We start from the raw sequence: 24,659 nt of genomic DNA on the forward strand, positions 1-24,659 counted from the left end.
GCGGCGCGGCGGATGGTGACGCAGATTGATGGATAGTCGAATCTCCTGGGAGAAGTTGCGCGCTCTGCGCCGATTTGGCGGAGCGCCGGGCGGCTTTTGGCCCATCTACCTGGCGCGCCTCGGTGAGTCGTGCGCGGCGCGGGTGGGCGCGATTCTGCTGCCCGATGCGCGCAATAATCCGCCTTGGCGCGTCCTCAGCATGTGGCCGGGTGGGGTGGACGCCATCGACCGCTTTCCCGACGCTGCAGCGCGTATGGAGCGGGTGGCGCAGGCGGCGCTGCAGAGCGGTTTTGCCCAGGAGGAGCGCGGCGAGGCGGGGCTGATGATGGCGGCGCGTCTGGAGTGGTGGGACGGCGATGAGACGCAGCCGCCGGTGACCGCTGCGGCGACGCTGCTGGTCAATGCGCCCGATGACGCCACCCTGCAGGCGGCGCGCAGACGTCTCTACATGGCGGTGGACGTGCCGGCCCTCTATTTGAGCCAGTGGCGCGGCCAGCAGCAGGCGCAATCGGCGCAGCGGCTGGAGGAGGCGCTGGGGCTCACCGCGCGCATTCTGGCCTGTGACGACTTCCAACAAGCGGCCATGACCCTGTGCAATGAGCTGGCGGCGCGGTTTGACGCCGAACGGGTGGCGCTGGGCTGGCGCGACAAACAGTCGATGCGGCTGCACGCCATCAGTCATCGTGACGGCTTTCAACCCGGCGCGTTGGCGGTCAAGGGGCTGGAGCGCGCCATGGATGAGGCGCTGGATCAAAGCGTTGAGGTGCGCTTTCCGCCAGTCGAAGGCGACGACGTTCTCACCCACGACCACGCTGAATACGCCCACGCGCAGCATGTGGCGCATATGCTGACGCTGCCCTTGGGGCAGGACCCCGCGTGGCTGGGCGCCATCACCGCCGAGCGCGCCGCGCGTCCGTTTGACGAAGAGGAGTCGCGCCTGTTCGCCCTGCTGGCGGAGTTGACTACGGCGCGGTTGCAGGAGTTGGCGCAGCGGGAGTTGTGGCTTGGGGAGCGCGCCAAGTTGGCGCTGCGGCGCATGCTGGCGCCGTGGCTGGGGCCGCAACGAACCCTGAGCAAGCTGCTTCTGCTGCTGTTGGTCGCGCTTGTGGCGCTGCTGGCGCTGGCGCGCGCGCCCTATCGGGTGGAGGCGGATTTCACTCTGCGCGCGGACAATCTGCGCATTCTGCCCGCGCCGTTCGACGGCTATATCGACGCCGCCTACGTGCGCTTGGGCGATGTGGTGACGGCGGGGCAGCTGCTGGCCACGCTGGATCGCAAGGGGCTGCAACTGGAGCAGACCGCCGCCTTGGCGCAGGTGGCGCAGCGCGAGCGGGAGATGGAGAAGGCCAAGGCGCGCGCAGCCATGGCCGACCTGCGCATCGCTCAGGCGCAGTGGCGGCAGGCCGAGGCCAAATTGGAGAAGATCCGCTATCTGCTGGACGAGGCGCGCATCGTCGCCCCCTTCGACGGCGTGGTGGTGGCTGGCGAGTTGCACAAACAGTTGGGCGCGCCGGTGCGCGAGGGGGAGACGCTGCTCAAGGTGGCGGCGCTGGAGTCGCTGCACGCCGAGTTGGCGGTCAATGAGCGCGACATCCACGAATTGGCGCTGGAGCAGAGCGGGGAGCTGGCGTTTCTGGGGCGGCCGCAGGATCCGCTGCCGCTGCGCATCGCCCGCATCGACCCGGTGGCGCGGGTGCGCGATGGGGCCAATGTGTTCGGCGCGCGGGCGGAGTTGACCGGCGTGGCCGCCAGCGGCGCGGCGGCGAGCTGGAAGCGCCCCGGCATGACCGGCGCGGCGCGCATCACCGTGGGGCAACGCTCGCTGTTGTGGATTCTCACCCACCGCACGGTGGAGTATCTGCGCCTGGCGCTGTGGTGGTGAGCATGAGCGCGCAGCAGCCCGAACCGGTCTCCGAAGGGTGGCGCCGCATCGCCGGGGTGCGTTGCGCACTCAATCCCACCGTACGCGCCGAGCGCCGTCTGATTCGCGGTCGCCGCTGGCGCATTCTCAGCGATCCGTTCGGCGATCAATATTTGCGCCTTACCGCCCAGGCGTGGGAGTTTGTCGCGCGTTTGGATGGACGCCGTAGCGTGGGCGAAATCTGGGCCGAGCGCCAGCGCATCGCGCCGCAGCAGACCCCCTCCCGCGACGAGGTGGCGCGCCTGCTGGCGCTGCTGCATCAGGTTAATATGCTGCGTCTGGACGATCCGGCCCAGGGCGAGTTGCTGTTTGCGCGCTGGCGCCGTAAACAGCAGCAGAAGGGCGGCGCCCGCTTCATGAGTCTGGCGGCCATGCGCCTACCGCTGCTCAATCCGGCCCGCGCGCTGCGCGCGTTGGAGCCGCTGGGGCGCATCCTGTTCAGCTGGCCCATGGCGCTGCTGTGGGCGTTGGTGTGTCTGAATGGCGCGCGCAGCGTCATCGAGCAGGTGGATCTGGCTGTGGATCAGGCCCAGGGCGCCATTGCGCCGGGCAATCTGGCGCTGCTCTATGCGGCGTTTTTCGGCGTCAAACTGGTCCATGAATTGGGCCATGCGCTGGCCTGTCAGCGCTTCGGCGGCGAGGTCAAGAGCGTGGGCGTGCTGCTGCTGGCGCTGGCCCCCATGCCGTTTGTGGACGCCACCGACAGTTGGCGTTTCGACTCGCGCTGGCAGCGCATACTGGTGGCCTCGGCGGGAATGCTATGCGAACTGTTCGTGGGCGCGCTGGCGGCCATGCTGTGGGCCCACAGCGCGCCGGGGTCGCTGATCCACGCGCTGGCTTACAACGTCATGCTGGTGGCCACGGTGACCACTCTGCTGTTCAACGCCAATCCGCTGATGAAGTTCGACGGCTACTTCATCCTCTCGGACCTGCTGGATATCCCCAACCTCTATCAGCGCGCGCAAAAGCAGGTTTATGGGTTGGCCGAGCGCCTGCTGTTTGGTGTGGAGGCGGGCGAGCCGGTGGCCCATGACGCCCGCGAGGCGTGGCAGCTGACCCTCTATGGCGTGGCCGGGGCGTGCTATCGAGTGCTGCTGTTCGTCGGGCTGTTCTTCTATGTGGTCAACCAGTACCTGATTCTCGGGTTGCTGATGGGTCTCTCCCTGGCGCTGGCCTGGACCGTCATGCCATTGATCAAACTGCTGCGCTATCTGCGTTCCAGTCCCCGGCTCCAGGGGCGGCGCATGCGCGCGGTGACGGTGAGCGCTGGGTTGATCCTGGGCGCGGCGGCGGTGATCGGCGGCGCGCCGGTGGGACAGACCCTCTATGCGCCCGGCGTGGTGGAGGCTGAACGCTTCGCCGAGACGGTGACCGACTCCGCCGGTCGCCTGCTGGCGTGGCGCGCCCAGGCCGGGCAGCGGGTGGCGGTCGGGGATGAATTGGCGCAATTGTCGGACCCCAAGATGGCCTGGGAGATCGAAGCGGCGCAGGCGGGGTTGGATCAGATCGAGGCGCTGATCGCCCAGGCGCGCGCTGATGGCGCGGCGGATCTGACGCCGCTGCGGCGGCAGCGGCAGGCGGTGGACGAGCAGTTGACGGAGTTGCAGCGCCGTCGCCAGGCGATGACCATCCGCGCCAAACAGGCGGGGGTGTGGGCGCCGGACCGCGACAGCGCCGAGTTGGGCGCGTGGCTGCCGCGTGGGGCGCGGGTGGGCTGGATCGTCGACCCCAGCGCGTTCCGCTTTACCGCCGTGATTGATCAACAGCAGGCGCCGGAGTTGGTGGAGCAGCCGGTGAGCGGGGCCCAGGTGCGGTTGCACGGGCAGGCGGGGATCGTGCTGCGCGCCGAGGAGATCACGATCTCGCCGCAGGAGATGACGCAACTGCCCACCGCCGCGCTGGGCTGGCGCGGCGGCGGCTCGGTGGCGGTCAAGCCCGACTCCCCCGGCGGCGTGGAGGCGGCGGCTCCCTTCTTTCTGCTGCGCGCGGCGTTGCAGACGGATGAATCCATGCCGCTGCTGCTGCATGGTCGCACCGGGCGGGCGCGTTTGCGCTTGGCTTCGCGCACTCTGGCCACCCAGTGGGAGGAGTCGACGCGCGCTTTTCTGCAACAACGGCTGCGTTGGTGAATCCGCTTGCCCGGGAGCGCCTGTTGGCGCAGCAGACGCGGGTGCGGCCCCTGTATACCGGGCTGGATGGCGTCGCTCATGCGCTGGCGGGCTGGCTGCAACGGCGCTGGCGAGGCGGCGCCGCACAACTTGATGCAGAGCGTTTGCAGCCGCGCTCTGCGTGGCGGGAGATGGACGATGCGCGCTTTGCCGGGCAGCTGCAGGAGGCGGCGCGGCGCTGGCGGCGGGGCGATGCGAACAGTGTGGATATTCTGCCGTGGCTGGCGGAGGCGGCGCGTCGCGCCTGGGGCAAACCGCCGGAGCGAGAGACGTTGCGCGTCGTCTGGGCGCTGGCGGCGGGGCGTTATGTGGTTTCCGACGTTGGCGAATCGCCCCATGGCGAGGCGTTGGCGCTGGCCGCTGTGCTGCTGGCGTGGCGCGGCGTTGCCTGTGCGGTGTGGCATGTGAGCGAAGCGCGCGCCGCACACGTATTGGATCACGCAACGCCGCTGTATGCGCTGGCGGAGGTGGGCGCCGCGTCTACGCGTGTGGCCGATGCGCTGGAGGTCAAACGCTGCGCCTATGCGGCGCAGGTGGTTCATGTGACGCCGATGTGCGCCATTCGCGATCATCTGCGCGCCCTGGCGGGCGGCGCGCCGCAGCAACCGGCGCTGCGTGAACGGTTGCTGCGGGATTGGGCGCGTCCCGCTGATGCGATGGAGATCAGCGCGCTCCCCACCGGCGCGCCGGGATTGCTGGTGGAGGACGCCGATCTGCTGCTGGGCGAGCAGGCCGATGCGCCGAGTCAGATTCTGGTCCCTCAGCATGATCCGGCGCTGCTGGCGGCGACGCGGCTGGCGGCGCAATTGGCCGGGGAGATGATTCCCGCGCGCCACTTTCACGCCGACTCCGCCGGTCATGATTTGACGCTGCTGGCGGCGGGCGAAGAGGCGGTGCGCCATGGGGTGTCCACGGCGCCCTCCGGCTGGGCCGATGCCCAACGTCTGGGGGCGCTGGTTCATGCGGCGTTGATGGCGCGCTGTTTCTTTCAGCCGCAGCGGGATTATCAGATGAGCGCCAGCGGCGTGGCGTTGCAGATGGGGGACGAAAGCGATCCTTTGGGCGAGATCAAGCGCTCCGAGGGGATGCAGCAGCTTTTGGAGGCGATGCTGGGGCTGACGCAAACGCCGCCGCGCGCGCCGGGACCGCTGTTGCGGCGGCGTCGTTTTGTCGCCCAACGCCGCATCGTCGGCGGCTTGGGGAGCGATGCCGCCGCCGCGCCGTGGTTGTGGCGGCTCTACGGCATGGGCGCCGAGCGCGTTGTCCAGGGGGCGTCGCCGCCGAGTTGGGCGTTTGTCCCGGTTGCGGGGCAGGCGGAGAAGATCGCCGCGCTGGCGGCGTTCATCCAGAGCGCCTGGGGGCAGGGGGAGGCGGCGCTGCTGCTGTTTCCGCTGCAGCCGCCCGATGCGCCGATATTGGACGCCCTGCGCGCCGCGATGCCGGATCTGACGCCGCTGGACGCCGAGGCCGGACGCAGGCCGGAGGCGGAGGCGCGGGGCGTCTACCTGATCGCCGGGCGCGATCCGTGGGCGGCGCTCTCCACCCTGCTGGGCGGCGCGTGGCGCGGGAGCCGAGCGGCGCTGGCGCTGACGGAACCGCCGCCGATGCTCCATGGCGCGGTGCGGGTTCAGTCATGGATGCGGCGCGCCGGATGCGCGGCGCGGGTGATCCAACTCGCCTGCCCGCAGGATGCGGTCATCAGCAGTGCGCCGCCCGCTGGTTTGGGCGGCAAACCCTGGCGTTGGCTGCTGCGCTGGGGGCAATATCGCGCCCAACAACGGTTGCGGCGCCGCGTCTGGATGATCCTGGAGACCGAGGCGCGCGCCGCGCACAGTCGCATGGCGGGCCACGAGTGGGACCAGTGAAGCGGAAAATGTCGGAGAGTGAAGCGATGAGGAGCGTGATGCGGTGATGGGAAAACTGAGCGCAAGAGCAGCCGCAGGCGCCGCGTTATGGCTGGTGATGACGCCTCTGGGCGCAGGTTGGGCGCAGGCGGAGTCGTCCGCGCAGGCGTTGACCTCAGCGGAAATGTCTGGTCAGGAGCCGGGCGCTTCCCTGTCGTACGATCTGGCGCGCTTTGTCCAGGAGGCGATGCGGCGCAACAAGAAGCTCTCCATCGAGGCGCTGGATCGGCGTTTGGCCGACGAGGCGGTGACCAGCACGCGGGGGCGATTCGAACCCACGCTGACCATGGAGGGCAGCTTAGAGGAGAGCATGACCCCCAATAATGTGGAGCAGGCCACCTATCGCTCCTATCTGACCCACTACTATGAGCGCTACAAAAAGCTCTCGGCGGAGGTGGCGACCACGCTCCCCAGCGGCGCCGAAGTGAGCGTGGAGAGTACGCTGGATCAGGTCCACAACAATCTGCAGACCGACGGCTCGGCCGACGCCGACGGCGAGTATGAGACCTTTCTGGGCATCACTTTTACCCAGCCGCTGCTCAAAGGGGCCGGGCCCGACGCCACCCTCTCTTCCGAGCGCATCGCCAAGCAGGACGCCAAAATCGCCTATCAGAAGTTCCGCTTGCGCATGATGGGGATTCTGCACAAGGCGATCACCGCCTACTGGAAACTGCGCCACGCGCAGGACGCTTTGGCCCTGCGTCAGGCCTCCACCGTGCTGGCGCGCAAGCTGCTGGCCGATGGCCGCGCGCGCAGCGAGTCGGGCAAGCTGGCCCATACCGGCCTGCTGCCGCTGCTGGTGGGGGTGTCCCAACGTCAGGCGCAGCAGAGCGTGGCCGAACAGGCGTTGGCGGCGGCGCGCAGCGAAGTGGCCGCCGCGCTGTTCCTGCCGTTTGAGGGTGGCGAGCCGCCGCAGGTGGTCGCCACCGAACCGTTGGATTTAAGCAAAAGCGAAAAGCCCAACGTCCGCATCAGTTTGGAGAAGGCGCTCAGCCACCGCCCGGAGATCCTTTCGGCGCGCCATGTGATCGACCGTGAAAAGATTCGCGTGGTCTATCTGAAGAATCAGGATCTGCCGCAGTTGGACCTGAGCGCCAGTTTCGGCGTCAACGGTCTGGGCTACTCCTCGGAGCGCTCCTACAACACCGCCTTTCACGACGGCAATGAAGCGTGGACCCTGGGAGTGACCTTCTCCACCCCGCTATATGGCGGCATTGAGGAGAAGAGCGCCCTGGCCAGTGGTCGCATCACCAAGCGCAAGGCGCTGCTGGAGCTGCGCGCCACCGAGGTGGAGATCACCTCGGAGATCCACGCCATGGCGCGGCAGGTTCAGAGCGCCGCCGAACAGTTGCGCTTGATGCGCCGCATCGAAACCAGCCATGAGAAGCAGTGGCGGGCGGATCTGGCCGAGCACGCGGCGGGCATGAGCGACTACGCGCGCCTGCTGGAGCAGGAGGCGCTGTTGATCAACGCCCGCGAAAACGCGTTGCAGCATCAGTTGCGCTATCGCCAGGCGGTGTTGGGGTTGATGCTGGCCGAAGGCGCCCTGCTGACCCGTCTGGGGGTGGAGGAGGAGAGCGCCTACGCCCGCGCCATGGAGCAGTTGCGCGACTTCCAGCAGGGCGAGGATCGCGATGAGCAGGAGCAACTGATGCAGGATCTGAACGAGATGTCGCGACAGAAGCGGGAGGCCCGCACCGATGGCTAAAGGGCGATTATTCACGGTTCTTGCAGCGTTGTGGGTATTCGTTTTTCCCGCTGCCGCCATGGCGCTGGAGTCGGGGTTGGAGTCCGCATCTAACTGCGTGACCGAACCGCTGCGCCAAGCCAAACTGGCGTTTCCCATCAGCGGGCGGGTGGCGGAAAAGCGCGTCAAAGAGGGGCAGCGCGTCAAGCGCGGCGAGGTGATCTATCTGCTGGAGCGGCGTCGCGAGCAGTTGGAGGAGAAGCGCGCCAAGCTGCTGTTGGAGGATCGCTCGGCGCTGAACGGCGCCCGCGCCCGCGAACAGATGCTGGGCAAACAGCTCACCATCAACCGTCGGCTGTTTGAGCGCAATCAATCCATCAGCCGCGAAGAGCTGGACAAATTGATTCTGGAGCATGAACTGGCGCTGCAGGAGCACGCCCGACTGGTCAATGAGAAGCGGCGGCAGAAGGTGGATCACGCCTTGGCGGCGGAGAGTCTGCGTCTGCGCGCGTTGAGCGCGCCCATCGACGGCGTGGCGGCGTCGCTGAAGTTCGAGCCCGGCGAGATGATCGACGCCAACCAGTTGGCCGCGCACCTGGTGGATGTGCGCAGCGGCGTGGCGGTGTGCCATGTGGAGGATCAATTGGCGCGACGTCTGCCCGTGGGCGCCCAGGTCTCTTTGCGGATTTTGTCCGGCGCGCCGGTCATGCGGCGCGGCGAGGTGATCTTTGCGGCGCCGTTGATGGATCCCTCCAGCGGTTTGCGTCGTGTGAAAATCGCCTTTGAAAACACCGATAACGCCGTTATCCTCGGAGCGCCGGCCGCCATTGACGGCGTCACGCCCTGAGCGGCGGAGAGCAGCGTTTTTCTGATGATTCCAACCAACCTTTGTTCAAAGGAAATCGTTATGCGTGATGATATCTACACCGAAGGCATCGGCGAGATGAATTTCAATCTGGGCATGGTGCGCATGAACCTGGTGGGCCTGTCCGATGAGAAGGACGAGCAGGGCAACCTCAAGCCGGAGACCCAGCAGCGCATGGTGATGTCTCTGCGCGGTTTCCTGGTGTCGTTGGCGGCGATGCAGGATATGGCCGACAAACTGGTGGAGGCCGGCGTGCTCAAGCGCAAAGAGGGCGAAGGGGTCAAACCCGCCTGATCCGCTCTTCCATTCGCGCGCCGCTGCAACGCGCGGCGGCGCGCGCTGTGAAAAATTGAGAAATTACTCGTATTACGCCCGATTCTGATGTTTGGCGGCTATGGCAATGTGCCTGAGCCATGCTAGGCTGTTTGCACATTTTGTTGCGCGCTGGTTTGCGACGCTTAATTATCAGGCAGTTTGGGCGTACATGGTGACTCACTCCGCACATCCGGCGCATGCGCCCCAGAGGATGCGCCTGTTCATGGCGCTGTTGCTGTGGCTCGGCCTTTTCCTGGGGTTGCCTTTTGGTGAGGCGTTGAGCGCAAATACTCCCGACTCCCCACCATCCGCCACCGAAATTCTCCCTGCCGAGCTGCGCGCCTGGGTCGCCGGTTTGGACCGCCCCATCCGTGTGGGCGTAGAGCCCGATTGGCCTCCGTTTGACTATGTGCAGGATGGCGAGGCGACTGGATACGCTATCGAGTTGCTGAAAGCGGCGGCGCGGCAGACCGGGTTGCGCTTGGAGTTCGTTCTGGGCGAGAGCTGGGAGTCTCTGCTGGCGGAGTTCGACGCCGGATTGCTGGATATCCTTCCGGCGATTTATCTCACCGAAGAGCGACAGAAAAAATACATATTTACAAGTAGCTATGCTGCAAACCCCTCGGTTTTGACGACTCGTCGCGACGAGTCGCGCTTCGAGGGTCTGCAAGGCATGGCCGGGCTGCGTCTGGCGGTGGTGTCGGGCTACTCCACCACGCGGATGGTTAAGCAGCGATATCCCAAAATTGACCTGGTTCCGGTTAAGGATGCGCTGGAGGGGCTCAAGGCGGTGGCGTTCGATCGCGCCGACGCGTTTGTGGAGAGCTATCCGGTCATCAATCATTTGATGCAGGAGCACGCCATTCCCGGCCTGAAAATCGTCGGCGAAACGTGGCTCAAGCACCCGGATGAAACCAAGTTGCACATCGCCGTGCACAAGCGCGCCGCGCAGTTGGCGGCGGTGCTGAATCTCGGTTTGGAGGCGATTCCCCGCACCGAAACCACGCGCTTGCGCCAGCGTTGGTTGGGGGCGTTGCCCGCCCCGCGACGTGAGGCGCAAAACCGCCGCCTGAGCCTCAAACCGGAACTCAAACGCTGGTTGCGCGACCACCCCATCATCCGCATTGGCGTGGACCCGGCGTATCCCCCCTTCGACTTCATCAATGAGGCTGGGCGCCACCAGGGCATCTCCGCCGACTATCTGAAACTGCTCTCCAAACGCTTGGGGGTGCGTTTTGAAACCGTGCCCAATCTGAGCTGGAAGCAGGTCCTCGACGGCGTCAAAGAGGGCGCGGTGGATCTGGCGCCAGTGGTGACCGACACCCCTGAGCGGCGCGAATTTCTGCGCTTTACTCAGCCCTATCTGGATTTCCCCCAGGTCTATATCACCCGCATGGGCAGTCCAGCCATCGCCAAACCGGCGGATCTGGCCGGGCGCACCCTGGTGCTGCCAGAGGGGTGCGCCACCGTGGAGCAGACCCGCGCGGCGCTGCCCGACCAGAGCATCAAGTTGGCCGCCACGCCGCTGGAGATGCTGCGCATGGTGGCCACCGGACAGGCCGATGTGGCGCAGGACAATTTGGGCGTCATCAGCCATCTGATCCAAAAACACAGCTTGTTCAACTTACAGGTGGCGGCGCCATCGCCCATTGGCGGCGGCGCTCTGTCCATGGGGGTGCGACAGGACTGGCCGGAGTTGCAGGAGATTCTGCACCAGGCGCTGGCCGACATTACGCCAGCCGAACACCAGACCATCCGCAGCCGCTGGGTGGTGGTGGCCGATGCGGGCAAGGCGCCCGCCACCTCTGGGCTGAACCTGAGCGATACCGAACGGGCGTGGCTGACCCAGCACCCCAAAATCCGTCTCGGCATCATGACCGGTTGGGCGCCCATCAGTTTTGTGGAGCCCGGGCGTGGTCCCAGCGGCATCTCCGCACAGATTGTGGAGACCCTCAATCAACGACTGGGCGGGCGTATTACGCTGGTTCCTGGTCAGTGGAGCGAGATGCTCGAAGCGGTCAAACAGCGCAAGCTCGACGGCGTCCTGGATATCACCCCCAATCCAGCTCGTGAGTCCCATTTCAGCTTCACCATGCCTTATCTGGACATTCCCCATGTGATTGTGGGCGCGGGCAGGCGTTTGGATTTGCAAAATGAGGCGGATCTGCGTGGACGCACGCTGGCTCTGGAGAAGGGCTACGGCAGTGTGCGCTACTTCCACCAGAGCCAACCGCAGACCACGGTGAAGGAGTATCCCAACACCGTCGCCGCACTCGAAGCGGTCGCCCGCGGCGAGGCGGACGCCTATGTGGGCAATCAGGTGGTGGCGCGCTATCTCATTGCGCAACACCTGCTGAGCAATCTGTCGGTGGTGGGGCGCACGCAGAAGCCTAGCTCGGTGCTCACCATCGGCGTGCGGAAAGATTGGCCGCAGCTGCGCGACATTCTGCAAAAAGCGCTGGACCAGACCTCCCAGCGCGAGCGCAACGCCATTCTGCGCCAATGGGTGGGCGACGCCCAACCCGCCGCTCTGCCGGCGGGCGGCAATGGCGTGGCGTTGGTTCCGCTGCTGCGCTTCGCCATGGCGCTGTTGGCGATTCTGGCGCTGCTGGGGGCGATGCTGACTTGGGTGGTGCGTCAGGGCGGCGAGGTCAAAGGCGCGCCGCTGATGCAGTCGCGGCGCATGCGCATGGTGGGCATGCTGATTATGGCCAGCTTTCTGGCCGCTGCGGTGGCGCTCTCCTGGTGGGGCCTGAAAAACCTGGAGAAGCAGAGCATGGAGCGCCTGGGCGGCGCCCTGCAGGCGTTGGCGGATTCGGCGGAGGATGCGCTTACGCTGTGGTTCGAAGGGCGCTCGGCGCATCTGCAATCCCTCACCCAGCAGCCGGAACTCCGCGCCGCGCTGCTCAGTTTGAGTCAGCAGCCGGACGCCTTCGCGCCAGCGCAGAGTTTGAGCCAATTCCTGGCGGGTCATCGGCAGGGCGCGTTGGGGTTTGTGGCGCTCTCGCCCAGCGGCGAGAGTTGGGCCGTGGATGGCGCCAGCGGACTGGCTGCTCTGGTCTCCCGCGATGGCCCGGCCTGGACCTCAGCACAGATGGCGTTGAAACGCAAAACGGCGCTCTCCTCGCCGATTGCCTGGCGCTCCAGCGGCGCACAGAGCGGGCAAGGGGGGCAATCCCATGTGATCTTTCTGAGCATGGCGGTGCGCGATGCGGCGGGCGCTCCGCTGGGTATTCTGGCGGTCGCGTTGGATCCGGCGCAGTCGCTCAACCGCATCGCCGCGCAGTCCCGCGGGTTGGCCAGCGCCGAAACCTATCTATTTGATCGCGCCGGGCGTCTGGTTACCGAGTCGCGCTTCCTTGATGATCTGAAGTGGCGGGGGCGACTGCCCGCCGAGGCCAACAGTAGCATCGGTATGCGTCTGGGCGTGAGTGGGGAGTCCGACGCGCCGCTGACCCGCGCCGTGGCGGATGCGGTGAGCAACGTCAATGGTTTGGATATTCAGGGCTACACCGATTATCGCGGCGGCATGGCGGTGGGATCTTGGCGCTGGAATAGCGCGCTGTCGCTGGGCATTGTGGCCGAGGCGCGCCGGGATGACGCGCTCTCGCTCTACCACGCCGTGGGGCGCATGGTCACCACGGTGTTGGGTTTTACCCTGCTGCTCTCCCTGGTGCTGATGGGGGTGGCGGTGTGGATGGGCGAGCGCGCCAACCGTTCGTTGGCGCGGGCCCGTGATGAGCTGGAGGAGAAGGTGCGCGCCCGCACCGCCGAATTGGAAGAGGCGGCGCAGCAGGTGCGCGAGCGGGAGAAACGTCTGAAGCTGGCGCTGCAGGGGGGCAACCTCGGCTTTTGGGATGTGGATCTGCGCTCCGGCCGCACCATTGTTAATGCGCGCTATGCGGAGATCTTTGGCGAACCTCTGCCAGAGGGCGAAGAGGTGGCGGAACTGATCAAGGATCGCAACCTGTGGTTGGCCAAACTGCACCCGGAGGATCGGGATCGGGTGCTGGAGGCCGGGCGCGCCTATCGCGCAGGCGAGATCCCTGTTTACCATCTGGAACACCGCGCGCTGTTGGGCGACGAGGTGCGCTGGGTGGTGACCAATGGCGCGGCGGTGGAGTGGGATGAGACGGGACAGGCGCGCCGCATGGTGGGGACGGTGGCGGACTTTACCGACCGTAAGAATATGGAGATGGAGTTGGCGCGCTCCAAGGAGGAGGCTGAAGCGGCCAACCGCGCCAAGAGCGATTTCCTGGCCAATATGAGCCATGAGATCCGCACCCCTATGAACGCCATCATCGGTATGAGCCATTTGGCGCTGCAGACCGAATTGACGCCGCGCCAGCGCAACTATATCCAGAAGGTGCACCGCTCCGCCGAGTCGTTGCTGCGGATTCTCAATGATATTTTGGACTTCTCCAAAATCGAGGCGGGCAAGCTGGCCATGGAGTCGACTGCGTTCGACCTGGAGGAGACCTTCGATAATCTGGCCAGCCTACTGGGTTTGAAAGCGCGGGAGAAGGGGCTGGCGCTGCACTTCGATTTTCCCTGGGATCTGCCCACGCGATTGATCGGCGATCCGCTGCGTCTGGGGCAGGTTCTGATCAACCTGGGCAACAACGCCATCAAGTTCACCGAGTCGGGCAGCGTCACCGTGCGCGTACGCAGAACCGACGGCGACGCCCAGCGCGCGCAACTGAGCTTTGACGTGATCGACACCGGCATCGGCTTGACCCCAGAGCAGCAGGGGCGTCTGTTCCAATCCTTCAGTCAGGCCGACGCCTCCACTACGCGCCGTTTTGGCGGCACTGGGCTGGGGCTGGCGATCTCGCGCAAGTTGGTGGAGTTGATGGGCGGGCATATCGGCGTGCAGAGCGAGGCCGGGCAGGGCAGTCGATTCTATTTTTCGGCGTGGCTGGCGCGGGATCCGGAACACGCCGACAGCGCGGTTGCGCTGCCAGCGGACTTGGCGGGGACGCCGGTGCGAGTGGTGGAGCGGGATGAGGTCGCGCGGCGGATCCTGATTGAGCAGCTCAAAGGGTTGCAGTTGACCCTGCTGGAGCCGTCAGAGGAGGCGCCGCCCGAGAGCTTGTGTCTGCTGGATTGGCGCTCAAAACCCGCCTCGGATCGACCGGCGGCGCAGCAGTGGATGCAGCTCGACTGTGCGGGCGAACATGTGGCGCTGATGGCGCAGGCCGATGATTACGAAGGCGCTGTGGAGGTGGCGGAGATGCGCGGCTGGGGTCTGTTGAGCAAACCGATTCTGCCCACCGCATTGCGGCAGGCGATTCTGGTGGCCATGGGACGCGCCGTCGCCGCGCAGCGTTCGGAGGATAAGGTCGATAGCGAAATGGAGGCCGCCTACGCCGCGTTGCGCGGCGCGCGGGTGTTGCTGGCCGAGGACAACGCCGTCAACCAGGAGTTGGCGCTGGAGCTGTTGCAGACGCGTGGGATTGCGGTGACCGTGGCCGACAATGGCCAGGAGGCGGTGGATCGGGTGCGGGCGGAGAGCTTTGATGGCGTGTTGATGGACATGCAGATGCCGATTATGGATGGCTACGCCGCCACCCGCGCTATTCGCGAAATTGCTGGCTGTGAAGGGCTGCCTATTATCGCCATGACCGCCAATGTTATGGCAGAGGATCTGGAGCGGGCGCAGGCGGCGGGGGTGGACGATCACATCGCCAAGCCCATCAATCTGCATCAGTTGTTCACCGTGATGGCGCGCTGGATCGAGCCGTCGCAGCCATTGGCGGCGGGCGTTCATCCGGTGAGCGTCGGTGCGCCGCCCTTAACGGAGTCGCCAACGGAGGGGGCTGCGCAAGCAAGCTTTGTCGATCTGCCGGGAGTGGACGCCAAGGCCGGACTCCAGGTGGCCAATGGCAATATGGCGCTGTATGAGCGTCTACTACTCAAATTCGCCGACAATCAGGGCGACTTTGTGGCGCGCTGCCAAGCGGCTTTGGATGGCGCAGACTGGGAGACCGCCCAGCGCCATGCGCACACCCTCAAAGGGGTGGCGGGGAACCTGGGCGCAAAGACGGTGCAAGCGTGTGCGCGGGCGTTGGATGAGGCGTGTCGCGCACAGGACGCCGCCGTCGCTCAGGCGTGCTTGCAGCAGACTGATGCGGCGCTGCAGCCGTTGCTGGCGGCGTTGGCGCAGAGACGCCCCGCCGAGTCGTCCGCGCCTCCTGCGACGGCCTTTTCCGAGCCTGCCGATCCAGAACAAGTCGCCGAGATGATCCAACGGCTCGAAGCGCTGCTGGCGGATAACGATGTGGAGGCGCAGGAGGTCATTGGCGAGTTGCAGTCCCATTGGCGCGATGGCGATTGCCACGACTGTCTGCGCAAGGTCTCGCAGCTGGTGGACGCCTATGAGTTTGAACAGGCCGCCGAGGAGTTGGCCCGTCTGCGTGAACGCTCGGCGACAGGGGCGTGACGTCGCTGTTTGTGACTTGTCCACCGTGCAACAATTCGTTTATAAGCGCATAAGACTCTCGGCGGCGTCTGATTTGTCGCGGCGTAGAGCGGGGAGCCGCTGTGGTGCGGCGCCATTCAAAACACATTTATTTGGAGTTTGATGTGAAAAAATATCTGATTACCGGTGGTTTGGGGTTCATTGGCTCGCATCTGGGCGATGCGTTGTTGGCGCAGGGCCATCACGTGCGCATTTTGGATGATCTCTCCACCGGCCACCTGAGCAATGTGCAGCAGGACAAGTGCGAGATCTTCATCGGTTCGGTGGAGGACAAAAACGCCGTGGATCGCGCCATGGAGGGGATGGATGGCTGTTTCCATCTGGCCGCCATCGCCTCGGTGCAGCGCTCCAATGAGGATTGGGCCGGGACCCATGCGGCCAATCAAACCGGCTCGGTCAACGTCTTCAACGCCGCTCGCTTCGCCAACCCCGCAGGGCCGATTCCCGTGGTCTACGCCTCCTCGGCGGCGGTGTATGGCAATTGCGATCAACTGCCCATCGTCGAGAGCGCAGGCAAGGATCCGCTGACCGCCTACGGGGCCGATAAGCTGGGCTCGGAGCTGCATGCGGCGGTGGCTGGGCGCGCCCATGGCGTGCCCACTGTGGGGTTGCGCTTTTTCAATGTGTACGGTCCGCGTCAGGATCCCAGTTCGCCCTACTCGGGGGTGATCTCCATCTTCGTGGATCGCATCGCCAAGGCGCAGTCGCCTACGGTATTCGGCGATGGCGGCCAGACCCGCGATTTCATCTTCGTGTTCGATGTGGTCAACCACCTGCTGGCGGCCATGCAGAAGGCGACGCCAAAGCCCCAGGCGTTCAATGTCTGCACTGGGCAAGCCACCTCCATTGTGACCCTGGGCGAGCAGTTGATCGCCGCCATGGGTCAGAGCGTGACCATCAACCACGGCCCGGCTCGTGAGGGTGATATCCGCCACTCCCAGGGCAATCCGCAAAACGCCGTCGCCACCTTGGAAGTGAAGGCGCAGACGCCGTTGGATGAGGGGCTGAAGCAGTTGGTGGCATGGGTGGCGGCGCAGGGCGGCTAAATGACCAGTGTGCGAATCTCTAGTAAATCGAAATCAAAACTGGACACTTTGCGCGATACGAAAATGTGGAAAATCGGGACATTTATAGTGAGTCAAAACCAAAACTGCACAGAATGTCCAATGTTTGCGTGACGTAGGTCCAGCTTGCGCTAACTATTGGCCGCCGGCTGGCCGACGGCGGGGTCTGGGGTCTGCGACCCCAGCGGGGTGTGGGGCGGAGCCCCATGGTGTGGCTGTTGATCTTGGGAGCTCGAGGGCGGAGCCCTCGATATCTTTCATTATCCAAAACCCGAGCATGTCCGATTCTCAGTTTGACTTGCTATATTGGCCCGATTTTTCGGGGTCTGGGGTCCGCGACCCCAGCGGGGCGTGGGGCGGAGCCCCACGGTGTGGTTGTTGGGAGCTCGAGGGCGCAGCCCTCGATATCTTCCAATTTCCCGTTGATTCAATGCTCGAGGTTAGTCTGCACGAAATTAAAATACGCGAGTCACTATATTAATATTAAGTCTGTCGCGTATATATAGAGCGAAAACAGTGAAGCTTCCTTTGCATGATGACGAGCGCCGCGCCCTGCGCGGCGCGCGGGTGCGGTTAGGCGATGTGGCGGATCTGGGCGCGGACGCGCTGGGGCAAGCCACGGGGATTGCCCCAGCGCGCTGCGCCGAGCTGACGGCGCTGGCGCGTTTTCAGCGTCTGGGTTCGGTGGGGCCGAGTCTGGCGGCGGACCTGTGGCGGCTGGGCTATGCCGACGTCGAGAATCTGTGCGGCGAGAATCCTGCGCAGATGTATACGCAATTCTGCGAGCTTGTGGGGCAACGGGTGGATCCGTGTGTGGAGGATGTGTTCCGCTGCGCGGTGGCCCAGGCGCAGAATCCCGAGCTCCCCGAAGAGCAGCGACAATGGTGGTTCTGGACGCCCATGCGCGGACAGGCGCGCGTGGATGAGGCGTCCCCAGGGCGCTGAGTCCGCTGTGTCCGCTGTGTCCATTCTGTCGAATTCAGAATTGGCGAGAGTCGCTTGAATCCAGAGTGACACACATCCAAAGCGCACAATGTTTGCTTGACGTTGGTCGAGCTAGCGCTGACTATGCGAAAAATCGCCAGGGGCGATTTTTCGGGGATTCTTAAGGGTCTGTGACCCTTAAGCGGGTATGGGCGGAGCCCATGGTTTGGATTTAGACCTTGGGAGCTCGAGGGCATAGCCCTCGATATCTTCCAGCGCCATGTGGTCACTTTTGAGTGCTATAGTCGCTTGAATCCAGAATGACACAAATCCAAAGCGCTCAATGTTTGCGTGACGCAGGTGAAGCTCGCGCTGACGATTGGCCGCCGACTGGTCGGCGGCGGGGTGATTCGGGCCATCCATGGCCCTCACCCTTCGGGCTCGCTGCGCGAGTCCGATTCGGCAATCCTGCCGAATCGTCTGGGGGCCGCGCCCCCAGCGGGTGTAATGGAATGGTCCGCTCCGCTACCCAAACGGCCTCGCAATGGGCCAAGATGGTGGTGTGTTTTTCCATCTAAACGGAGTCGGAGCGGACCATGAGCAATCATATCGAAAACGGACAGGTACGGGTACTGGGTATTGATCTGGGCAAGAGCGTGTTTCCGTTGCATGGCGTCGATGCGAGCGGCAAAAGCGTTCTCAAGAAGCGACTGAAACGAGACGAGCTCCTGGAGTACATGGCGCAACTGACGCCGTGCCTGGTGGGGATGGAAGCCAGTAGCGGCGCCCACCATTGGGCGCGGAAATTTCAGGGATATGGGCATGATGTGCGTTTGATGGCGCCGCAATATGTGAAGCCCTACGTGAAGCGGCACAAGAACGACAGCGTGGACGCTGAGGCGATATGTGAAGCGGTACAGCGTCCGAATATGCGTTTTGTGGGGATCAAAAGCGTTGCCCAGCAAGAAATTCTAGCGTTGCATCGGATACGCAGTCTGGCGGTGAAGAACCGCACGGCGTTGGTGAACCAGATTCGCGGACTGCTTGCCGAGTATGGGATTGTCTTTCCCAAGAGCATCAAACAGGCGCGGCGGGCGATTGTGCTGATTTTGAGTGAACTCCACAGGGGGCAAGGCGTGGCTGACGGGGATCAGCAAGCGGGGAAACGGTTATCTTCGCACCCTGTTGATTCATGGGGCGCGGGCGGCGTTGCGCGTGTGTGAAAACAAGCCGGATCGCCGCAGCCAGTGGGCAGTGTCGGTGTCGGAACGTCGCGGCGCAAATAGAGCAGTGGTGGCGCTGGCCAACTGCATGGCGCGCAGCGCGTGGGCGATGCTGGTGAAGCAGGAGGCCTATGGGGCCAGCGCCGCTGTGTAGAGAGAGCGCAATACAACTCTAAAAGAAAAACAGGCCGATAAGGAAAGAGAAAGAGATCCCACCAGCCAGGTTGCGAGAGAGAGTCGAGATTGATGGCGTGAAACGGCATAGCCCTGCGTGGTCAAGAACCTGTTTCGCCCAAGGGCCCATAGAGGCCGAGGGTGTGTTGAGGAGGGCCACGCGCAAATTCCATCAGGGCCAGAGGGCGACAAGCCCCTCATCAACAGGCCGGATACATGGGCGCGACTAAGCCTCACACATCAGTGGACATTTTCTCTTGCCGTGGCGGAGCGGACCATACATGGGCGGAGCCCACGATTCGGCAGGACTGCCGAATCGGACTCGCATAGCGAGCCCGAAGGGTGAGGGCCAGGGATGGCCCGAATCACGGTTTGGATTTTGACTTTGGGAGCTCGAGGGCGAAGCCCTCGATATCTTTCATGACCAATACCCAAACTGTCCGATTCTGGTTTCAACTGACAATAGCAACGATATAATTTTGAAGATGAAAGATATTGGGGCTTCGCCCCAAACCCCACCAGGGCTTTGCCCTGGACCCACGGGGCTCCGCCCTCGACCCGCTGGGGGCGCGGCCCCCAGGCCCCGCCGCCGACCAGTCGGCGGCCAATCGTCAGCGCGAGCTTCACCTGCGTCACGCAAACATTGGGCGTTCTGTGCTGATCTGGTCTCTTATGGCTACAGCGCGCCGCCCAGGATGAAGGCCCCGTAAGCCGACGGCGGATGGCCCGCCGCTTTCACCGCCTGCACGGCGGCCAGCCACGAGGCCCCCAGAGCCTCCCCAGCCAAGCGGCGTTGATGGAAAGTCTGCATGAACAGCGCCGTGGCCTGATCCTCCACCGTCCACAAGGAACTGAGCAAAGCGCGGGTTCCGCCCAGGTAGAAACTGCGCGCCAGCCCCAGCAGATCCTCCCCGGCGGCGATGCGGCCCAAGCCGGTTTCACACGCCGATAGCGCGACGATGCGCGCTTTGAGCGGATTTGCATAGAGGTCGGCTGCGCTGAGTGGGTCGGCCTGTTTGCCGTCGCTGAGGATTAGGGCCGACTCCAATGGCGCGGCGCTGTCAAACAGCGCGTGGGTGGCCAGATGCAGCGTCTCCACGCCGGATTGCAGTTTGGCGCGCAGGGCCGCTTCGGTGGCGGCGGGGCCGATCAGCGGCGCGCTGTGGTAGAGTTCGCCCAATTGACCCGCCTCGCGTCGGGCGCCGGGCAGGGGGGTGAGCAGACCGCCGAACTCCGGGTCGCCGACAATGGCGGCGGCGCCGGTTGCGGTGGGGGATTCCGTCGTGCGGACGATCCAGCCGCCGGTGGGCAGAACGGCCACGGGGAAGGCGACATCCAGCGCCCCCCACGGCAGAAAGTGCGCCACCCCGCTGGGAACCGCCAGCAGCCCCTCGGGCGCTTGCCACGCCGCCAGATTTAGCCCCTGCGCAATCAACCTCAGCGCTTGTTCCTCACGCCACATGGGGTCGTCATCATCGGCGTCGACGCCCAACGCGTCGGCTTGATCCTCGTAGCCGCTCTCATCCATCAGCCGCGCTGTATTGAACAGCGCCAGGGCCGCTTGGGTCTGATCGGCGGTGAGCGCGGCCTGCTGCAGCGTGACCTCCTGCGGGGTGATCCACAGCCACGCCAGCGGCTCGGCCTCCGCCGTGGGCAGGAAGTAGGCCATGGCCTGTCCCGCGTGCAGGCGGGACTGCACATCCGCCAGGGAGCTGGTGGAGACGCCAAACGCCTGCGCCAACTCCGGGTCTGCGGCGCTGAGTTTGTCCAGCCATTGGCGGCGCTCGGCCAGCAGCGCGGCCTCATCGCCGCTTTGCGCATCGGCCAGCATGCTGAAGCGCGCCCGGCGCAGTTGGCGGATCTCGCCATCCAGGCGGCGAATCTGCGTGGTGATGGCAGACTGCCGACCGCTGGCCACGCTGCGTTGCGCCAGCATATCCACAAACGCCCGCGCGCGGCTGCGCTCCACATCATCGAACAGGGCGGCGTAGTCTCCCTTGTCGCGGTCGATGGCGATGAGCAGGCGGGTGATCTCCTCCTTGCCGCCGCCGAAGCGGATCTTGTCCTCATCTGCAGTCATGCCGCCGGAGATCTCCTCCACCACGCTCTGCGCCCGGCGCGCCGCCGCTTCGGCGTCGGCTTTGCGGCCGTCGCGCCACAGCGCCCAGCCGCGCAGGGACTCGATGCGCCACACGTAGTCGCGCAACTGCGCCTGTTCCGCCAGAACTACCGCCTCCTGCGCCGCCGCCACCGCCGCCGCATAGCGTTTGCCCGCCAGCAACCCCTTGGCGGTGAGCATCTGCGTCAGCGCCGGGCCGGGTTGATAGTGAATGGCGGCGAAATAGGCGCGTGCGCGCTCATACAGGGGCGCAACCGCGCTCGGCTCTGCGCCGCTGGCCAGACGGCAGGTCGCCAGCAGCGCCAGGGCGTTGGCGCGACCATAGAACGCCTCAGGGAAGGGTTTGATGAACATGCCGTAGAGGCCGTGGGAGAACACATGGAAGGCGTCGTTGGCCAACTCCGCCGCCGCCTCCAGCCACGGGATGGCGGTGTCGTAGCGGCCCTGCAGCATGTCGCTGGCCCCCACCACCGTCAGGGCGCGCTGCTGCGCCTCGGTGAGATTGACCAAAGGCGACATGTTGGCCGGGGGGCCGCCATAGCTCACCGGCAGGCTCCAGGTTCCAATGCTCTGCGCCACCTGCACGGCGTCGGCGATGGCGCCGTCCAGATCCCCCGCCCACATCTTCAACTCCGCGCGCAGCGCGCGGCTGCCCGCGTTGGTTCCGGTGTGGGCGATCTCCAGTTTGGCCAACTCGTCCAGCAGCGCTTCGGCCTGGGGAATCTCGCCCTGAGCCATGTGCAGTCGGATGGACAGATGCGTCGCGCGCCACACCATGGCGTTGGGGGAGGCCGCTGTGTGGCGAATTTTCTCGAGGATGCGCAGCGCCTCCTGTGGCCGTCCGGCGTAGTGGGCGCGGCTCGCCTGCTCCCATTGGGGGGTGATGGTAAAACCATGGATATGCTGCTCACCGGCCTTTTGGATGCGCGCTTTATCCAGCGGTGGCGGCACATAGGGCAAATTGTGAAAGGCGTAGGCTGGGGGCGTCAGGGCGGCAGGCGCAGACTGGTTGCGGGCGGGTTTGCTCTGCGCCAGGGCCAAGCCCCGCTGCAGTCGGGCGATGGCGCGGCTGGCGGCGCCTTCGTTGGCGGCGGCGTTGGCCCGTTGCAGGGTTTGCGCAACGCTGGTGGCGGGTTGGGCGTCGGGCAGCACCGCCACCGGCGGCAGCGTCACCGGCGCGGCGCAGCCGCTCAACAGGATCAACCCCGCCAGCACGATTCCCCGCCGTTTGCTTGCACAATTCACGCTCATGCGCCTGCTCCTTCGCGTCTGGCGCGCGGGCGCCAGCCCATTGGAATTGTTTATGACCTTTTCAGCATAACCAACTGCGCGTCGGCGGGGCAGGGGCGGCGCGCTTTTTTTGCGCGCTGATGGCGCGCCACGGCCATTCGCTTTATGCGTGCTGTTGTGCGCGAAAATCCATTGGGGCGACGCCTCTATTCATGGCATTTTATTTTCGGTTTGGGGCTCGGTTTTGGCCCGTTTCTGAATGCGACCCTTCAGGCAGCTATTTCTGCGCCATTTGGAGGGGCGTCTGCCGCTCTTATTACTGGATAAAATTCACATGATTCGATTGTCCCGCCTGTGGTTGAGCCTGTTGGTTTTGGCTCTGTCGATCCCGCTCGCCGCCATTGCCGCAGCGGAGCCGCCTCCGCCGGGGAAGAACAGCGCGGCGGCCTCCGATGCGGCGGCGGTCAAGCCGTTGATGGATCTGAGCAGCCCGCAACAGACCATGCGCAGCTTCCTGGTGGCGATCCAGGACGCCGACAGCAATCTGCCACAACGCATCAATGACGCCCTGCTCTGCCTGGATCTGACCCGTCTGAAAGGGGACGAAGAGGAGAAGATTCAGGAGCGCGCGCGGGGCTTGGCGCGGCGTCTGGCGGTGGTGATCGACAAAGTCGGCGTCAATCTGGCCGATATCCCCGACGTGGGCCCCAAGCGGCTGTGGTACTTCTATCACCCGGAGAAGCGGCCTGAGTGGTCGACCCGCCCGGAGATCGCTCTGTACAAGAGTTCGGAGGCCGATGGTTGGCTGTTTACCGCGCGCACCCTGACCTCGGTGCCACAGCTGGAGGAGCTGATCGAGGAGCAGGAGAAGGATCGCCCTCAGGCGCAGGCCGGAGTGGCGGCCTCCCGCGCCACGCCGCGGGCGACCATGGCCACCTTCCTGGAAGCGATGGGCGGCGATAACGCCGATCTGGCCACCGCCATTCAAACCCTGGAGCCCACCGGGCAGGATCCCATGGTGTGGAAGGCGGTGGCGGAGCGGCGCGCTGTTGAGCTGATGAACGTGATGAACAAGATTCGTCGCGTGGTTTTGAGCGAGATCCCCGATACCCCCGAGGGCGAGCCCTACGTCTGGTACAACAGCGAAGAGGGCAATATCGTCGTCGAGCGCATCGAGCAGGGCAAACACAAAGGCGAGTGGCGCTTTAATCAGAAAACCATAGACGCCATCGGCGAACTCTACGAGCACTTTGCCGATCGCCCCATCATTGAGGAGCTGCGCCTGCAGGGGGTGGATGAGACCCTGACCTGGGAGATGCGCCTGGAGCGGCGCATGCCCCAGTGGATGAAGAAGAAGTACGCCCTGTTGATCGGCTGGCAGTGGGTGGCGCTGGGTCTGTTGCTGGTTGTCAGCGGCCTGCTGCGCATCATCCTGCCGTGGCTGTTCCGCCTGCTGCTGGGGCCCTATCTGCGCCGCCGCATCCAGGCCGACAAAGTGACCCTGCGACAGGCGTTCGGCTCCACCGGCTATCTGACCGTGTTCCTGCTGTGGTTTTTGGCCCTGCGCTATCTGCAACTGCCCGACGAGTATGTCTCGGTCCTGCTGCCGGTTCTCAAGTTTTTGATCTCGCTGAGCATCGTCCTGACCGGCTATCGCATCGTCGATGTGCTGGGCCAGCAGTTGATCGCCAACAACAACTTCCGCCTGACCCGCTTCGATGAGCTGCTGGTGCCCATGTTGCGCAAGATGCTCAGGATGTTCGTCATCCTGATCGTGGTCTTGTTTATTCTGGAGTTCTGGTTCAATCAGCCGCCCTCCACCATCATCGGCGCCTTGGGCATCGGTGGTGTGGCCTTGGCCTTGGCGGCGCAGAACACCCTGGGCAACTTCTTCGGTTCGCTCACGGTGATCGCCGACCGCCCCTTCGGCATCGGCGACTGGATCGTCATCGGCAACGTGGAGGGCACGGTGGAGCATGTGGGGTTCCGCTCCACCCGTGTGCGCACCTTCTACAACTCCCTGATCACCATCCCCAACAGTCGCCTGGTGGACACCCATGTGGACAACCTGGGCGAGCGGCGTTACCGGCGCGCCAAAACCGTGCTGTCGGTCACCTATGATACGCCGCCGGATAAGATCGACGCCTTTTGCGAAGGGGTGCGCGAATTGATTCGCCTGCACCCCTATACGCGCAAGGACTACTACCACGTCTATCTCAACCAGTTCAGCGCCTCGTCGCTGGATATTCTGCTGTATATGTTCTTCGACGCGCCGGACTGGAGCACGGAGCTGCGCGAGCGGCACAATCTGTTTTTGGACATCATTCGTCTGGCCCATCGGCTGGGGGTGAGCTTCGCCTTCCCCACCCAGACGCTGCACATCCAGCGTGACGCCAAGTCCGAGGCACAGCCCGACCCGTTTGTGAACCGCGAGGAGACGCCGGAGTGGGTGGCGGTGAACGAGGCGGCGGAGCTGTTCCAGTCGATCCGCCCCCACACCGCCGCGCCGCCGCCGCCGGTGACCATTCCCACCCGGCCGCGCTCCAAACGCTGACGCCGCCGGACGCGCGTTGGCGCGTCTGGC

At 64.9% G+C, this 24,659-nt stretch carries 11 protein-coding genes and 1 pseudogene; 11 read left to right on the forward strand and 1 reads right to left on the reverse strand.

Features of this window, described 5'->3' with window-relative positions:
* Positions 1 to 28 precede the first annotated feature (28 nt).
* From MAIT1_RS10365 to MAIT1_RS10420, 10 genes and pseudogenes are all read left to right on the forward strand, one after another.
* Positions 29 to 1,882, forward strand: a complete 1,854-nt coding sequence (locus MAIT1_RS10365; RefSeq protein ID WP_085442209.1) for a GAF domain-containing protein — start codon at positions 29 to 31, stop codon at positions 1,880 to 1,882.
* A 2-nt stretch (positions 1,883 to 1,884) separates the two neighbouring features.
* Positions 1,885 to 4,050, forward strand: a complete 2,166-nt coding sequence (locus tag MAIT1_RS10370; protein ID WP_085442210.1) for a site-2 protease family protein — start codon at positions 1,885 to 1,887, stop codon at positions 4,048 to 4,050.
* Positions 4,047 to 5,954, forward strand: coding sequence for a hypothetical protein (locus tag MAIT1_RS10375; RefSeq protein ID WP_085442211.1), 1,908 nt, complete (start codon positions 4,047 to 4,049; stop codon positions 5,952 to 5,954). The genes MAIT1_RS10370 and MAIT1_RS10375 overlap by 4 nt, the downstream gene beginning before the upstream one ends.
* Before the next feature lie 46 nt (positions 5,955 to 6,000).
* Positions 6,001 to 7,701 carry a TolC family protein gene (locus MAIT1_RS10380; protein ID WP_085442212.1) on the forward strand — a complete coding sequence of 567 codons (1,701 nt, stop codon included), beginning with the start codon at positions 6,001 to 6,003 and terminating at the stop codon, positions 7,699 to 7,701.
* Entirely contained in the window at positions 7,694 to 8,527 is an 834-nt protein-coding gene (locus MAIT1_RS10385; protein ID WP_085442213.1) for an efflux RND transporter periplasmic adaptor subunit, read from the forward strand. Before MAIT1_RS10380 ends, MAIT1_RS10385 begins: the two co-directional genes overlap by 8 nt.
* Positions 8,528 to 8,587: 60 nt before the next feature.
* Positions 8,588 to 8,839, forward strand: a complete 252-nt coding sequence (locus MAIT1_RS10390; RefSeq protein ID WP_085442214.1) for a hypothetical protein — start codon at positions 8,588 to 8,590, stop codon at positions 8,837 to 8,839.
* Between the two features lie 244 nt (positions 8,840 to 9,083).
* A complete protein-coding gene (locus tag MAIT1_RS10395; protein ID WP_158089424.1) occupies positions 9,084 to 15,302 on the forward strand; it encodes a transporter substrate-binding domain-containing protein in 6,219 nt (2,072 codons plus the stop codon).
* Positions 15,303 to 15,445: 143 nt separating this feature from the next.
* The gene (locus tag MAIT1_RS10400) at positions 15,446 to 16,387 is read left to right on the forward strand and encodes an NAD-dependent epimerase/dehydratase family protein (RefSeq protein WP_085442565.1); all 942 of its coding nucleotides are present in this window, start codon (positions 15,446 to 15,448) and stop codon (positions 16,385 to 16,387) included.
* Between the two features lie 534 nt (positions 16,388 to 16,921).
* Complete coding sequence (locus MAIT1_RS21515; RefSeq protein ID WP_158089425.1) at positions 16,922 to 17,350, forward strand: helix-hairpin-helix domain-containing protein; 429 nt, start codon at positions 16,922 to 16,924, stop codon at positions 17,348 to 17,350.
* A 575-nt stretch (positions 17,351 to 17,925) separates the two neighbouring features.
* A pseudogene (locus MAIT1_RS10420) lies at positions 17,926 to 18,706 on the forward strand (IS110 family RNA-guided transposase).
* A 696-nt stretch (positions 18,707 to 19,402) separates the two neighbouring features.
* Here the strand turns inward: MAIT1_RS10420 and MAIT1_RS10425 are convergent.
* Positions 19,403 to 22,096 carry a CHAT domain-containing protein gene (locus MAIT1_RS10425; protein WP_085442218.1) on the reverse strand — a complete coding sequence of 898 codons (2,694 nt, stop codon included), beginning with the start codon at positions 22,094 to 22,096 and terminating at the stop codon, positions 19,403 to 19,405.
* Between the two features lie 313 nt (positions 22,097 to 22,409).
* On the opposite strand from MAIT1_RS10425, the gene MAIT1_RS10430 reads away from it, so the two are divergent.
* Positions 22,410 to 24,629 carry a mechanosensitive ion channel family protein gene (locus MAIT1_RS10430; RefSeq protein WP_158089426.1) on the forward strand — a complete coding sequence of 740 codons (2,220 nt, stop codon included), beginning with the start codon at positions 22,410 to 22,412 and terminating at the stop codon, positions 24,627 to 24,629.
* Positions 24,630 to 24,659 lie beyond the last annotated feature (30 nt).

This window comes from Magnetofaba australis IT-1, assembly GCF_002109495.1.
Lineage (GTDB): Bacteria > Pseudomonadota > Magnetococcia > Magnetococcales > Magnetococcaceae > Magnetofaba > Magnetofaba australis.